Genomic DNA, 15,416 nt, shown 5'->3' on the forward strand with positions numbered 1-15,416 from the left:
TTACTTTAATTGATTGTTAATCGTCGATATCAGTTGTGTGTTGTCAAAGGGTTTAGGCAGCACAGCATTAGCACCTAACTCCAAGGCTTTTTGTAACTGAGGATCAGATAATCCAGAAATAACTACAATCTTAATGTCTGCTAATTCTGGTTGCGCACGAATAAAGGTCAACACATCAAATCCATCAAGACCTGGCATTGATAAATCTAAGGTGATCAAGTGTGGTTTGTCACGTAGGATTTTTACACCTGCCTGAAAACCGTCGGCTGCAATATCGATAACAAAGCCCTTTTTCACTAGCACTCTGCGTATCGCATTGCGGATCTCTGTTTCATCATCAATAATTAAAATTCGTTTTTGTAATGCTGCGTCAACCGAGTTTTGCTCGACACTGGAGTGAGTGATTAACTCTGCTGGCATAGGCATATTTTGCGTTTGCAAAAATAAGATAAAGTCACTTAACAGCACGCGATAATTGCCCCGACCGGGCAGTTTATGCCCCTTGAGCTGCCCTTGAGCTATCCAACGACTGACCGTTCTTTGGTGCACATCACAATACTGGGCTATTTCACTCGGTTTTAAGGTTTTCATGTTTTGTCTACATTTGCACCGCTTGATTATTAACCATTTATAGCATACATTACCCTAAGAGACAAATAAGACATTAAAGACAAATGAGACGCTATGGCCACAAATAAATTGTCTTATTTCTCATACCCCATGCCAGGTTATTTTTGCGAAGCCATAAGAATAAACATGGCACAAAAGTATCTTGTAGTGATTAATAACAAAGAGTTAATTTGACATGATATTAACCAATAAACCCACATTACTGATCGCAAAACCTTTAACGATAAGACGTTTACGGTTTTTTTTCAGCATGTCGTTAATTGGCATATTAATGAATACTATTGCAGTAGACCTGCCTTTTGTGGTGCCATTTTTAATGGGCAATGTGGCATTTTTTATTATTTTATTTCGATTAGGATTCCTGTGGGCATTGCTAAGCATGATCTTGGTGACCTTGCCACTTAACAGCGAAATAGTCTGGTTAGGTAACAGCTTACAATTGCTTTTACTGCTGCCATTAACCCTAAAATTAACTCAACCTTTATGGAAAATAACACTCGTTTATGCCTTGTTGATCAGCCTGATATACCGATTATGTGGTTATGGCATTTTTTATGACTCGCTCGATCTTTTTGCCTGGACCGTTATTCTTAATACTTGCATATTTGTTCTATGTACACGAACGGCTTTATTATTAGAAAACATCACAAGCTCACCTGTAATACACAAAAAACAGAGCTTAAAACTTCAACTAAGCCACCGCATCGCGCTATATTGCTCAGTACCCGCAACCATCTTAATTGCAATGATTTTACAGGGTATTATTGGCCTTCACTTATCATCACAACTTAATTATTACGACAAAGTACAAAACACATTTGTTGACAGCATTGGCAGGCATATTGACAGTTACATCAATGAAATAGAAATGCTTGCGAGCCTTGGACAAGACTATATCAATAAAGAAACCTTAAAAGTCATGACTGATAAGCATCCCGAAAGTATTTCGGCATTGATGACAGATAAACATGGAAACATTATACAATTTTATAAAGCAGGATTTAACGACAATACCGTTAACCACGCATCAGTCAGTGATCGCAGTTACTTTTTTAAACCTAAAGAGTTAAATAGCTCATACATCAGTGAGATATTTCAAGGCAGGACCCTAGGTCAGGACTTATTGTTTGCGGTAAGTACCCCCTTGTATAAAAACGGCCAATTTGACGGCGTACTAGAACAATCAATCAACATTGTTTCATTAACAGACCATTTGTTACATGATAACAACACTCAAAACACAGCTGAGGTGTCCATTAACCGCATTATACTTGATAACCAGTCAAAGAAAATTTGGGGAAGTGAGCAATTAGGTGAACTAGGTAAAAAATGGACTAATCGAACATTACTAGACCCTTATATCCCCCCATTCTATCGGCAGATATTTTTAAACCAGCCAGAAAGCATTATTTTTACATCTGATGCTAAATATATTGTTATTCAAAAAAATATCGATAACTTACGCTGGACTGCGCAATACTATTTAGATGTAAAACCTTATGCGGTCAGATATTTTATTTACCTCAGTATTGCGATGTTATTAGTGATGTTATTAATGCAGTACATCACCATTTTATCTACTCGCTTTATACGAAATTATACCAATACCCTCGAACGAATAGCTCAATATGCACATCATTGGGATTTAGACACTCCGGCCTATCAATCATTAGAATTCGAACACAGCTCTATCGAATTTGAAATGTTGTCCAATAGCATAAATGAAATGCAAAACAAAGTGATGTTGTCACGTAAGGCGCTCATGAACTCGATGAAAGAAATTATAGTCATGAACGACGAACTAGAAGAAAAAGTGGCAGAGAGAACCAAAGAACTCGCACAAGAACGCGATAAAGCAAACCAACTCGCAGCCATTAAAACGCGGTTTTTAGCGAACATGAGCCACGAAATTCGCACGCCAATAACGATTATTAAAGGTTTTACAGAAGAACTGTTAGCCACAACAACAGGTGAAACTCACGCCACCCTAACACGAATAAACAGTAATACCCTTCATTTACAAAATGTCATTAATGATATTTTAGACACTGCAAAAATTGATGAAGGAAAAATGGAAGTCGCATTTGAAAACGTAGAAATAAAGCCATTTTTAACTGAACTTATCAATAATACTGCCATTTTAGCGAAACAGAAAAAGTTAAATTTTAACTACACCATATCTGTACCAGACACACTCAGCGTTTACGTTGACATGTTTAGGCTACAACAAATATTGCTCAATCTACTCAGCAACGCGATTAAATTCACCAAGCAAGGTACTGTCAGCCTAGACGCCACTTTATTACACAACAACCAACTACAAATTCGAATTTGTGATGAAGGTATTGGCATAAACCCAATACAACAAACACAACTGTTTAGCCCTTTTAACCAAGGTGATTCAAGCATCAGTAGAGATTTTGGTGGCACGGGACTGGGGTTACATATCAGTAAAAAACTAGCCGATGCCATGGCGATTGATTTATCATTTACGAGCAAACTGGGACAAGGTAGCGTATTTACATTACTGATAGATGCGAATGAACATGCTCCAAAATCGAGTGTTATAGCAACACCAAACAAACCGCTCACTCAAGATGTGGTTAATTCATTAACGGGCACCTTATTAATTGTCGATGATGTACCAGATATTCGCTCCTTGCTTGCATCCTACCTTAAAACGACTCAATTGCAGTTATTATTTGCCGAAAATGGCCAACAAGCACTAGAAGTGGCCCTAGCCCAAAAACCGGATGTAATATTAATGGATCAGCAAATGCCGATCATGGATGGCTTAACAACGGCAACTGAACTGAGAAAACGTGGATTTTTGTCGCCGATAATCTCCCTCAGTGCCGATGTATTTGAAAGTGATAATGACCAGCAAGCGTGTCCATTTAATAGCAAATTAACCAAACCAATAGACAAAAATGCATTGCTCACCATATTGTCAACATTACTGACAACATCGAGAACTGTTCAACCACAAGTGGCAATGCAAAAATCAATAAACATACCTGCAGACGACAGTGAAGATAACGAATTGCAATACGATTACTTGCATAGTCTGCTTAATATTGCGGCCGAATTAGAACACATGGTTAGCATTTCGGATAATGATTCATTGTTAACACTTTTACATAAAATTAAAGGCACAAGTGCATGTTTAGGTCTAAACGCCCTGAGTGAAGCTGCAACACAGGCTGAAGAGTCGATAAAAAAAGGGCTACCAATTGCGCAACTAACGTCTTCATTTATGCTTACACTTAGAGAAATTCAACTGGCGCATAACATCATTTAATCAATAGCAAGAACATCAACAAGGCGAAGCGATAATTTAGTCCAAGACAACGCATACTATAATCGCTATTGTTGTAATAAACACAAAGAGGGTTTTATGAAAGGTATTATTTTTAATGTACTTGAAGACATGATAGTTAAACAGTGTGGAATGGCTGTCTGGAATGATTTATTAGCAAAACATGCTCCCGAAGATAGAGTCTATATCTCAGCTAAAAATTACCCAGAAAATGAACTCTTTGCCATCGTCACAGAAGTGGCGACCATGCTAAACCTTCCAATACAAGATGTGATAAAGGCGTTTGGGCAATTTTTATTTTCGGGTTTAGCCGCCAACCATATAAAAGTCGTTGAACGGTTCGCAGACTTTACGTCGTTAGTGATGGGGATTCATAATATTATCCATGTTGAAGTCAATAAACTGTATCACGAGCCAGCCCTTCCGACGATTATTTCAACGATGCTAGATAGCAATAATATCGAACTAAAATACCACTCGCCACGCAAGCTGTGTTTTTGCGCTGAAGGCTTAATCTTTGGTGCGGCAGATTACTACCATCAACACATAAGCATTAAACATGATACTTGTATGCATCACGGTGCAGAACAATGCATCTTAAACATAGAGTTAAAACATGACTGATAAATCAAACCCTTACTACATAGCCTATATTCGTGAAAAAAAAGCACGTGCTGAAATTGAGCAGATGCTAGAAGATTACACGAGACAAGTGTATGAAAAAAACGTGTTATTAGAACAACAAATAGAGCAAATTAAAAACCAACAACAATCACTCATTCAACAAGAAAAACTTGCATTATTAGGTTCATTGGCCGCTGGTGTGGCCCATGAAATCAACAATCCGTTGGCTTTCGTGATAAGTAATGTCACCACATTAAATAGTTATATTGCAGACTTGTTACGTGTTATTGGCAAAGATCAATTAACTGATCCAGACAAACACAATATTGAATTTATCATTGAAGACTTACCAGAACTGATTAGTGATACCGACCAGGGATTTTTCCGTATAAAGGATATTGTCAAAAACCTGCTGTTTTTTGCGAGAACAGATACGGAACAAATTACCGAGATTGTGTTGTGTAATGCAATTGAAATGGCGGTAAAACTACTCGGGCCTAAACTAAAGAATATTCACATTAAACAGGAGCTTAGTCAGGTTTCTAATGTTCAGTTTAACACTGGGGAAATAAATCAAGTATTGGTTAATATTTTAGTTAACGCTATACAAGCCTGCGAAGCGTCAAACACTGATGACCCAATCATTACCATAAAACTGGCTCAAGATAATGATAAAATCAAACTCAATATAATTGATAATGGCTGTGGAATGACATCAGAAGTTAAACAAAGAATGTTTGATGCTTTTTACACCACCAAGCCTATTGGCACGGGTACCGGTATTGGTATGTCTATCGTTTTACAGATACTGCAACAGCACAAGGCCCAAGTTGAGGTTCAATCTGAAGTCGGTAAAGGCACTGATGTCCAAATAACATTCAACGCAGCATAGTTTAATATTTTCAATAACTTAAATGTTACTCATCAGCGGTTTTGTTAGTTAATAGTTTAATGATGGTCATCAGTACTGCAGGTCAGTATGCTTTAATTTACCTTAAATAATTTAATAACCTAAAATGCAAATCACCTCACCTATATTATTAATCTTGTTCAATATAATTATTATGAAAACAAGAAATAATTAAAATAAAATCTTGCAATATCAGGTAAGCGATTAAAACAATATCATCTCAATCGCTTTGTTAAATTAACGAACATACTTATCAAAAAAAGCTAATGTGCGTTGCCACGCCAGTTCTGCATTGACTTCATCAAACCGGGCTGTCGAATCATTATGAAAACCATGATTAGCTTTGCTGTACATTTGCATGGTGTAGGTCACTTTAGCTGCGATTAAGTCTTGCTCGTATTCTGGCCAGGTTGCATTAACACGTTCATCGAGTTCAGCTAACTGAATGAGTAACGGCGCTTTAATATTAGCCCTTAATGTTTTTTCAGCCGGTGTGCCATAAAACGGCACTCCAGCTTGCAATAAATCGGGTTTATAAGCTGCAAGGTAATTAACAATGTAACCACCAAAACAAAATCCAACCGCGCCTAATTTGCCATTACTGCGCGGATTGGCTTTTAAAAACTCAGCCGCGGCAACAAAGTCCTCTTCTATTTTGCTTCTATCAAGCGTGCTTTGCATTTGACGACCTTCATCATCGTTACCAGGATACCCTCCTAATGGAAACAATGCGTCGGGCGCAAAAGCAATAAACCCCGCTTTTGCCAGTCGTCTAGCAACATCTTCAATGTAAGGGTTTAAGCCGCGATTTTCATGTACCACTAACACAACGGGTAACGGGCCCTGCGTATTAACGGGTTCAACTAAATACCCTCGCCCTTTACCGTGTCCAGAAGGTGAATCAAAATTGACATACGTGGCCTTAATATCTGCATCATTAAACGACACCTGTTCTGCCAATGCATAATTAGGTAACAAAGCAGACGTTAACACACTCATTGAGTAGCCTAATGCCACTAATGATCCTAATTTTGCAATAAAAGTACGACGATCCATCCCGCCATGTGCATACGAGTCATACCAATCAAACGCTTCTTGCGGTATCGCTTTGGTTGATTTTATCTCCATGAGTTCCCTCTGATATTGATGAATAAGTTACAAGTAATAGCATGATGATGTATGGCAATATTACACCAGTGGTTGAACAATACGATTACCAGGTTCATTTAAGTTCATTTTTGATGGCGTTTCAGTGTTTGTGAAGGATTTTCTCCAAATAACTGGGTGTAATCTTTAGTAAATTGCCCTGGATGCCAAAATCCCCAATTTGCAGCAATGACCGATATTGTTTTATCTTGAGCCGGTTGTTTCAGTTCACGCCTGACGTTATTAAAACGTGTTAATCGTAAAAAACGTAATGGATTAATGCCTAGTATCGATTCAAAACTGTATTGCAAGGTTCGGCGGCTAACATGAGTGTACTCACACAACTGACTAATCGTGATTGCTTGATATGGATTAGCTTCAATAAATTGTTTTACCTTATCGACAACCATCAATCTATGCTTGTAACTCGGGGCCGCTGTTGGTACTGCTTCTTGCTTGCCTAATAAACTGATGGCTATTGTATTGATTACATCTTGCTGTAATTGACTTTGCAAACCTAAATCACTGGACACAAGTAGTTGCGACAATGCCTGTTTACTTTGTGCCAATATACTCGGGTTTATCGCTAAACGGGCTTGATTTTGTGACAAGAGATTCATTAGATTAACCCCTTGAATGTCTGCTATATCCTGCAAGACTTGTCGATTTAACACAATACCAAATACAGTAAAGTATTCTGGCGTAATTAACTCAAAATCATACTCGCTAGTGCGACACATAATTTGATGTTTCTCAACATGCAAACCATTGATTTTACTTTCAGTTGAATTTTCTGGAATACCTATCCATACAGAGTCTGGGGCAATATTACACTGCTGTCTTAATGCTCGCTGCGTAAACTCTTTAAACACATGTGAATGGGGGTATGTTACCCCTTCAATACAGCCATAAAATTCACCATCACTGGTTTGGTCATAAATTTGTTGCCATTGCGTCAGATTGTGTGCCTGTTGATCAACATCAGTCGTTTTAAAAATGTTCTTTCGTGGTGCTTGATGACCAATATGGTGCTGCATACGTGACCTCAATACTTTCTTGTTTTATTCATCACTGGTTATTCACCTATAAACCTAAGCCTATCTATCTGAAAAATAGCTAAAAAACTAGATTTGCCAAAAATCGATAGTCACTTGGTACGGTTTAAGCTGAATGACTTAAGGTGAGCAGAACTTATCTGAATGCAATTCAGCAAAAGCTATACCAAGAGTGCAGCGGTCAATATTGAGGTTTTAATGAGTCAGTCATACCGGTACATGTTAGGTAATCAAACCTATCATTTTAAAAATTTAGCGCAACTAATGGCCAAAGCGACGCCACAACGCTCTGGTGATCGATTAGCTGGTGTTATTGCGCACTCTGCTGAAGAACGGGCGGTTGCCCAAATGACATTGGCCGATGTGCCATTAAAAAACTTTTTGAATGAAGCCTTAATTCCTTACGAAAAAGACGAAATAACTCGGCTTATTTTAGATGAACATGACATCAAAGCATTTGCATATATCAGTCATTTAACCGTTGGCGATTTTCGTAATTGGTTATTGAGTGATTACGCAACACCTCAGGTATTAGCTTCGGTACGCATGGGGATTACTCCTGAAATGGCCGCTGCAGTCAGTAAAATTATGCGCAATCAAGATTTAATTTTAGTGGCTAAAAAATGCCATGTCAGTAGTGCATTTAGAAATACGATTGGCCTACCTGGACACCTTTCTACCCGTTTACAACCTAACCACCCTACTGATGATGTTAATGGTATTGCTGCGTCAATGCTCGATGGGTTGTTATATGGTAATGGCGATGCTGTCATCGGAATTAATCCAGCCACAGACAATGTGGCACAGGCCATAAAATTGATGAAACTAATGGATGATGTTATTCAAAAGTATCAAATCCCAACCCAAAGTTGTGTGTTAACACATGTCACTAACACCATTGAGTGCATAGAAGCTGGCGCACCTGTTGACTTAGTATTTCAATCCATCGGCGGAACAGAAGCGACTAACAGTAGTTTTGGTTTTAGTTTAAATACCTTAGCAGAAGCACAAGATGCAGCCCTTAGCCTGCAGCGCGGCACAATTGGCAGTAATGTGATGTATTTTGAAACAGGTCAAGGCAGCGCTCTGTCGGCCAATGCGCATCACGGTTTAGATCAACAGACTTGCGAATCTCGGGCTTATGCTGTTGCACGAAAATTTAATCCATTACTGGTCAATACCGTGGTGGGGTTTATTGGTCCCGAATATCTGTTTGATGGCAAAGAAATCACCCGAGCAGGTTTAGAAGATCATTTTTGCGGCAAATTGCTTGGCATCCCAATGGGGTGCGATGTTTGCTACACCAACCATGCTGAAGCAGACCAAAACGACATGGATAACTTACTCACATTGCTCGGCGTGGCAGGATGTTCGTTTGTTATGGGTATTCCTGGCTCTGACGACATTATGCTTAATTATCAAACCACTTCATTTCACGATGCTTTATATGTTCGCCGAGTGCTAGGTTCGCGCCCGGCTCCAGAATTTGAACAATGGTTAACTAAAATGAACATCATGCAAGATGTTTCAGACACCATTTTGTCAAATCGCCTCCCAAGTGCATTCGCTAAACCGCTGCGAGCTATACAAGGAGGTCATTAAATGAAGCAAATGAATACCAAGTCACCATTTACACACATCGACTCAGATGAAGCATTGGCACAAAACGGTGCTGTGGTTGCCAATCCTTGGCGCGATTTACGCCAATTTACAGATGCCCGAATTGGGCTAGGTAGAGCAGGAATTAGCTTACCTACAGCAGAATTACTCGCGTTTCAGTTATCACATGCACAGGCTCGTGATGCCGTAAATTTGCCTTTAGACATCAGACGTTTAACAACCTTGCTATCCACAACCTCAGTATTAGAAAACCTTGATCCACCCTTGGTGGTAACAAGCCAAGCTATAGACCGCTTAACCTATTTACAACGACCCGATCTGGGTAGAAAACTCTCTGAACATGGTCGCAACCAGTTAATCGATTATGTTAATCGAAACAACATACCCAACAAACCATACGATTTAGCTATTGTGGTGGTTGATGGTTTGTCATCACTGGCAGTACAAAACAATGCCCAACCATTTATCAACGAACTGATAACTCAACTTAACGCAACCGACACCCCATTAACCTTAGCGCCAATCACATTAGTACAACAAGGACGAGTTGCCATTGGTGATGACATCGGCCAATTGCTCAATTCACAAATCGTCATTGTACTGATTGGAGAACGTCCAGGATTAAGCTCACCAGACAGCCTAGGGTTATACATGACATGGGCGCCTAAAACGGGCTTAACTGACGCTTATCGAAACTGCATCTCAAATATTCGTCCGGCAGGATTACCCTATCAAGAAGCAGCAAAACGCACAATCTACCTGATACAACAGGCTAAAAAGCTCAAGTTAACAGGCGTAAATTTAAAAGATCGAACTCAGGACGATGTAATAGAACACCAAAATAACACTAAAAACTTTTTAATCGCATAACAAATAATAACGGAGAAATGCAATGTCAGATAACAATGAGTATCTTGCCAAACGGCAATTAAAAAGCGGCACTGCCGGCTGGATTTTATTAGCAGGTTTAGGGGTGTCCTATGTGATATCTGGAGATTTTGCTGGTTGGAATTTTGGCATAGCCGAAGCTGGCTGGGGCGGATTTGCCATCGCAGCTATGTTGATGGCGGTAATGTATTTGTCTTTAGTGTTGTCATTAGCAGAAATGTCAGCAGCCATCCCGACAGCGGGAGGTGGTTATAGTTTCGCGCGACAAGCCATGGGCCCTGCCGGTGGCTATTTAACAGGCTTGGCAGTATTAATTGAATACGCCCTAGCACCTGCTGCCATTGTCATTTTTATTGGTTCAGCAGTACAAGAACTGCTTGGCTTTAACGGCCCTTGGGTTTATGCGCTATTTTATTTAGTATTTGTTGGTATCCATTTAGCCGGCGTCGGTGAAGCGCTAAAAGTAATGATGGTAATCAGTGGGTTAGCAGTACTGGCCATTATTGCTACCGCAGTGGTGTTAGTGGCAAATTTTGATGCCAGTAAGTTATACGATGTTGCTGTTACTGATGCCGCCGGAGCCAGTGAATTGTTGCCATTAGGCTGGTACGGTGTATGGGCAGCATTACCCTTTGCGATGTGGCTATTTTTGGCTGTTGAAGGTGTACCATTAGCTGCAGAAGAAGCTAAAAACCCTGCAAAAGATGTCCCCAAAGGGATTATAGGTGCAATGATCTTTTTATTATTTACCGCGTTACTTGTGGTGGTATTAGTGCCAGGCGTTGGCGGCGCGGCTGCAATGGGCGCGAGTGCGGTTCCGTTAGTAGATGCATTAAAGGTGACCGGTAATGACAGTTTAGCAACTGTGGTAAACATTTTAGGATTAGCGGGGTTAGTGGCATCATTTTTCTCCATTATTTATGGATATAGCCGTTTAGTCTTCGCATTGTCTCGTGCAGGGTATTTGCCACGTTCATTATCAATTACTACGTCTCGTAAAGTCCCTGCCCGTGCACTTATTGTACCTGCGATATTTGGTTTTATTGCCTCGCTCAGTGGCGAAGGAGATTTAATGTTGGCAATGGCTGTGGTTGGTGCAACCGTATCTTATGCATTAATGGCACTGAGCCATATATTACTGCGTATTAAACAACCTAATTTAGCACGACCATACAAAACACCTGGCGGAGTGTTTACCTCTGGGCTGGCGCTTGTTCTGTCGTTAATAGCCTTAACAGGTGTTTATGCCTTTGACCCACGTGCTTTTATTTTTACCATGGGCTTATTTGTTATTGGTGCGGCATATTATTTTGGCTACAGCTCAAAACGATTAGTCGCAAAAAGTGCAGACGAAGAGTTTGCCATGTTAGCCGCAGCAGAATCCGATTTATCACTGGCTAATTAGTTAACCTGAGCTCAGGATAAGGGATGAACTTATGCTATTTAAAATCAACATGTTACCCATTCTCACTTTCAAGCTTGTCATTTGTTCTGCTAACAAGGCGAATTGACGCGTCAATAGCTAGCCTATTGTAAGTCGATTCAACGCAGTGAGCAGGGCAAAGGACTGTTTGAAAGGCATTTATTATCCCGAGCTCAGGTTAGTTAGAGTTTACTATAAAAAGGCCCTGATTATTCAGGGCCTTTTAGTATCATTATTTACCCCAGGGATTACTGGGATCTGACGACACAGAACGACTAGGTTTAGATGAACTGTCACCATCTCGACGGTAGGAGTTCTTGGGTGCACTTGCCCCAGCACGATTGTCATAACCTGTGTTTTTTCTATTCACTTGATGCTTACCCGCACCTCTTGGACCATTGGTATTTCGGTTTGCTTCAAAATTTTCGGCCGCTTGGGCGTGCATTCTTGCGATAGACTCAAAGGTAAGCTCCATTGGCTTACGTGGTACTATGCCGGCAGCAAAGCCACGTTCCCGTGGTTTTAAATCAAATTGATCGCCTACCGCTTTTGGCATGCGTTTATATCGGTATAAATAAAAATTTTCGACTTTTTCTCTGGCCCATTCGGTCTTTTTTAAAAACTTAATGCAACCTTCAATTGACGGATTTAAATTAAAACATTCAAGCTTTAATGCCGCGTATAATATTTTCCAATCGTAACAATTAACCAGCTCAGTAATTAATGTTTCAAGCTTAAGTCCATGTAATGGATTGTTTTGTTGCTCTTCTACCATGGTATGTCCAATTTTGTACTGCATGCCAAATATGCATTAATGCCTTTATACCCAAACAACCTGAAGAGGCTCGATTTCAGCAAGCATTACAGGTTAATTGGGTATAGTATCAACAAAACACCATAAACTACGATTAAATCTGATGTGCTTGGCACATAAAACCCAGTTTTAAGTCTGGTTAGTAAAGTAATGTTTGCAAATCTCATTGGCGCTTAATGGCCGTGAAAAATAATATCCTTGGGCGATATCACAACCATGCTCAACTAAAAAATCCAGCTGTGCTTGTAACTCGACTCCCTCAGCCGTCACTATTTTACCCAACGAATGTGCCATGCTGATTACCGCTTTAACCACGGCTTGATCTTCAGCTGAATCAATAAGATTGCGGATAAACGATTGGTCAATTTTAAGCGTTGTTGCAGGTAATGACTTAAGATACGCCAGCGATGAATACCCGGTACCAAAATCGTCGATAGCCACATGCACATTAGCAAGTCTAAATTTTTGTAAAATATCAATAGATTGCGTTGGTATTGCCATTAACGCGGTTTCGGTAATTTCAAACTTAAACCAACTAGGTCGTGCCCCATGTTCGTCAATTAACGCAAGTAGCTCATCTGCTAGCAGTATATTCATTAAATCTAGCGCAGATAAATTGACCGATACACGTTTAAAATCATAACCTTGATGATGCCACAACACTAATTGCTCACACACATTAGCCAATACCCAACGGCTAAGTTCAAATATCAGGCCTGTATCCTCAGCAATGGGGATAAATTCAGCAGGAGAAATAATACCTAAATCGGGATGATCCCATCTCACCAGCGCTTCAAAGCCAGCGAGTTGACAATCGGGTAACGAAATTAATGGTTGGTATACCATAAATAACTGTGGTTGTTGCAGTGTTGACACGGTTAACGCCTGACGCAAGCCTTGCTCAATAACCAATCGCTTCTTATTAAAAATGGCTTGTTCTTTATTACAAAAAGCCACACAAAACGGTGTTTTTTTAGCTTCAAACAAGGCCGAGTCAGCTTTGCTCAACATGGCTTCAGCATCGGCGCCATCATCAGGAAAAACACTAATACCTACTCGACAACCTAAAATGATGGTTTGCTCAAGAAACTCAAAGTGATGTTTAAAATTATCGATTAAATCAACGGCAATAAGATTGGCTTTTGTCGCATCAATGTTCGGCAACGAAATACAAAACTTATCACCGCCAAAGCGTGCAACCGTATATTCAGAGGTTAAACTTTTAATAATCCTTTGCGCAGCTTGTTTAAGAATATAATCACCTGCGCTGTGCCCAAAAGTATCGTTGATGACTTTAAAGCGAGTTAAATCCAAAAAAAGTAACGCCAAAGGCTGCTGATTTTTTTGACACGATTCGATCTCATCGTCTAATAATAGTTTAAAAAAATAGCGATTCACTAAGCCTGTCAGTTCATCGTAATGAGATAATTGGTAAAGTTCATCTTGCTGTTGTTTACGCGATGTCACATCGTGGGCAATCCCTTCGCAGCCTATACAATTACCCTCTGCGTCGTGCATAGGACGTTGCAGCACCTCAAAAGTATGAATATTTCCTTTGGTGTCATACATTTCAATTTCAAATGGTGGTAAATGCTCGCCAGCTAAAATACGTTTAGTGTAATCAGCAATCTTGGCATTGCGAGGGTTATTGGTTAAAAATTTACTGTAATAATCACCAAAACCAGTGATCGTATGGCCCAATATATGAGTCACAGATGGGCTAACATAATACACAAAGCCATTGGTATCATGCTGGTAAAATATGTATTCGTCTTCAAGTGACTCAACTAAACCACGATATCGATTTTCACTATGGCTTAACTGTAATGTTCTTTTTGACACCTGCTGCTCAAGATTATCCTTAATGAGATTTAACTCGGCATTGGCTTTTGCAGTTTGTTTATTGGCCAATAATAGCGCACGATTATTACGCCTTGTTTGGATAATCCAAATAATCAGTAACAACATCAGCACACTGGTTATCACTGCCACCTCAATAAACTCTTGATAATCTTTTGGCAGAGTAATGTTTGCGCCCCAAGCATCATTGATTGCTTTCTTTTCTGCCAGGGTGACCGAATCGAGACCTTTTTGCATAATGACTGCCAGGATAGGTAAATCATCCCTTATCGCAATAGATTCATTTGCATTGTTTTTTTCGTAAAAAGCCGCAACCTTTAAATCCGCAAAAGAATATTTAAATTGGTAATAATTAGCTGCAGCCAAAAAACTAATGGCAGCATCTGCCTGACCAGCTTGCACAGCCTCTAGTGCTTCGCGCATATTGTCTACATAAAAAGGCGTTACTGTTGGGAATTCAGCAATGATTTTTTCTGCATAATGATAACCCTTTACCAACGCGACAGTTTTACCACCAATGTCGCTACGGTTAAAAATAGAGAACTTGCTTTTTTTAGTAATGATGACTAAAGACTTGTAAATAATTGGCGTGGTAAACATAAATCGTTCGGCTCTTGAGGGGGTATTAACCATAGTAAGCACGATATCGAGTTGTTTATTTTCAAAGTTATTGACGATGTTTTGCCAGTGATATTCATCATCTATTTCAAAAGTAATGTTAAGTTTTTCGCCTATCAAATTAAGCGTATCAACTGCAAGGCCAACAACTTTGCCATGTTCATCAATAAAACTATAAGGTGGGAAATAACCGTCTACCCCCACTTTAATGGGCTGATGTTGTGCTAACCATGCGATTTCTTGTGGCGTCAAAACATCGGTTAACACAGCTGGAGAGTCAACTGCAGGCGCAGCGCGCTCAATGGCTGGGGTAAAAGCAACAAAACATAAAATGGTAATCAAACAAAACACAATTTTAACAAGCACATTTGAGATTATCTTAATCATTCAACCAGTCCATAGTCATACGTACACAAATGCGTTCGTTTATCTAAAAATATTATTTGGGGAAGACCAAATAAAACCAGACAAAATATATGGTTTTAGTATAGACAGTTAACAGTAAAACA

The 15,416-nt window shown here is 39.6% G+C and carries 11 protein-coding genes; 6 read left to right on the forward strand and 5 right to left on the reverse strand.

Going from position 1 to position 15,416, the window contains the following annotated elements; genetic code table 11:
• Positions 1 to 591: a response regulator gene (locus L2703_RS12860; RefSeq protein ID WP_248971493.1), complete on the reverse strand. Its 591-nt coding sequence runs from the start codon at positions 589 to 591 to the stop codon at positions 1 to 3.
• A gap of 310 nt (positions 592 to 901) precedes the next feature.
• Here L2703_RS12860 and L2703_RS12865 point away from each other — a divergent pair, with 310 nt between their 5' ends.
• The 3 genes from L2703_RS12865 (at position 902) to L2703_RS12875 (ending at position 5,465) form a co-directional block, all read left to right on the forward strand.
• On the forward strand, positions 902 to 3,931 hold the full coding sequence (locus L2703_RS12865) for an ATP-binding protein (RefSeq protein ID WP_248971494.1): 3,030 nt from the start codon (positions 902 to 904) through the stop codon (positions 3,929 to 3,931).
• Between the two features lie 96 nt (positions 3,932 to 4,027).
• Entirely contained in the window at positions 4,028 to 4,573 is a 546-nt protein-coding gene (locus L2703_RS12870) for a heme NO-binding domain-containing protein (protein ID WP_248971495.1), read from the forward strand.
• Entirely contained in the window at positions 4,566 to 5,465 is a 900-nt protein-coding gene (locus L2703_RS12875) for a sensor histidine kinase (protein WP_248971496.1), read from the forward strand. Before L2703_RS12870 ends, L2703_RS12875 begins: the two co-directional genes overlap by 8 nt.
• Positions 5,466 to 5,720: 255 nt before the next feature.
• Here L2703_RS12875 and L2703_RS12880 read toward each other — a convergent pair whose 3' ends face one another.
• Together L2703_RS12880 and L2703_RS12885 are read right to left on the reverse strand one after the other, a co-directional pair.
• Complete coding sequence (locus L2703_RS12880; RefSeq protein ID WP_248971497.1) at positions 5,721 to 6,611, reverse strand: dienelactone hydrolase family protein; 891 nt, start codon at positions 6,609 to 6,611, stop codon at positions 5,721 to 5,723.
• A gap of 104 nt (positions 6,612 to 6,715) precedes the next feature.
• Positions 6,716 to 7,666, reverse strand: a complete 951-nt coding sequence (locus tag L2703_RS12885) for a helix-turn-helix domain-containing protein (protein ID WP_248971498.1) — start codon at positions 7,664 to 7,666, stop codon at positions 6,716 to 6,718.
• 216 nt (positions 7,667 to 7,882) lie between these two features.
• Between L2703_RS12885 and L2703_RS12890 the strand changes: the two genes are divergently transcribed.
• From L2703_RS12890 to eat, 3 genes are read left to right on the forward strand one after another with little or no spacing between them, the layout of a single operon-like run.
• Positions 7,883 to 9,286: an ethanolamine ammonia-lyase subunit EutB gene (locus L2703_RS12890; RefSeq protein WP_248971499.1), complete on the forward strand. Its 1,404-nt coding sequence runs from the start codon at positions 7,883 to 7,885 to the stop codon at positions 9,284 to 9,286.
• 9 nt (positions 9,287 to 9,295) lie between these two features.
• Positions 9,296 to 10,174, forward strand: coding sequence for an ethanolamine ammonia-lyase subunit EutC (gene eutC / locus L2703_RS12895; protein WP_248971520.1), 879 nt, complete (start codon positions 9,296 to 9,298; stop codon positions 10,172 to 10,174).
• A gap of 22 nt (positions 10,175 to 10,196) precedes the next feature.
• A complete protein-coding gene (gene eat, locus L2703_RS12900) occupies positions 10,197 to 11,597 on the forward strand; it encodes an ethanolamine permease (protein ID WP_248971500.1) in 1,401 nt (466 codons plus the stop codon).
• Positions 11,598 to 11,847: 250 nt separating this feature from the next.
• Here eat and L2703_RS12905 read toward each other — a convergent pair whose 3' ends face one another.
• Together L2703_RS12905 and L2703_RS12910 are read right to left on the reverse strand one after the other, a co-directional pair.
• A complete protein-coding gene (locus L2703_RS12905; RefSeq protein WP_248971521.1) occupies positions 11,848 to 12,390 on the reverse strand; it encodes a VF530 family protein in 543 nt (180 codons plus the stop codon).
• Between the two features lie 168 nt (positions 12,391 to 12,558).
• Complete coding sequence (locus L2703_RS12910; RefSeq protein WP_248971501.1) at positions 12,559 to 15,294, reverse strand: EAL domain-containing protein; 2,736 nt, start codon at positions 15,292 to 15,294, stop codon at positions 12,559 to 12,561.
• Between the last annotated feature and the right edge of the window lie 122 nt (positions 15,295 to 15,416).

This window comes from Shewanella basaltis (genome assembly GCF_023283885.1).
GTDB classification, from domain to species: domain Bacteria; phylum Pseudomonadota; class Gammaproteobacteria; order Enterobacterales; family Shewanellaceae; genus Shewanella; species Shewanella basaltis.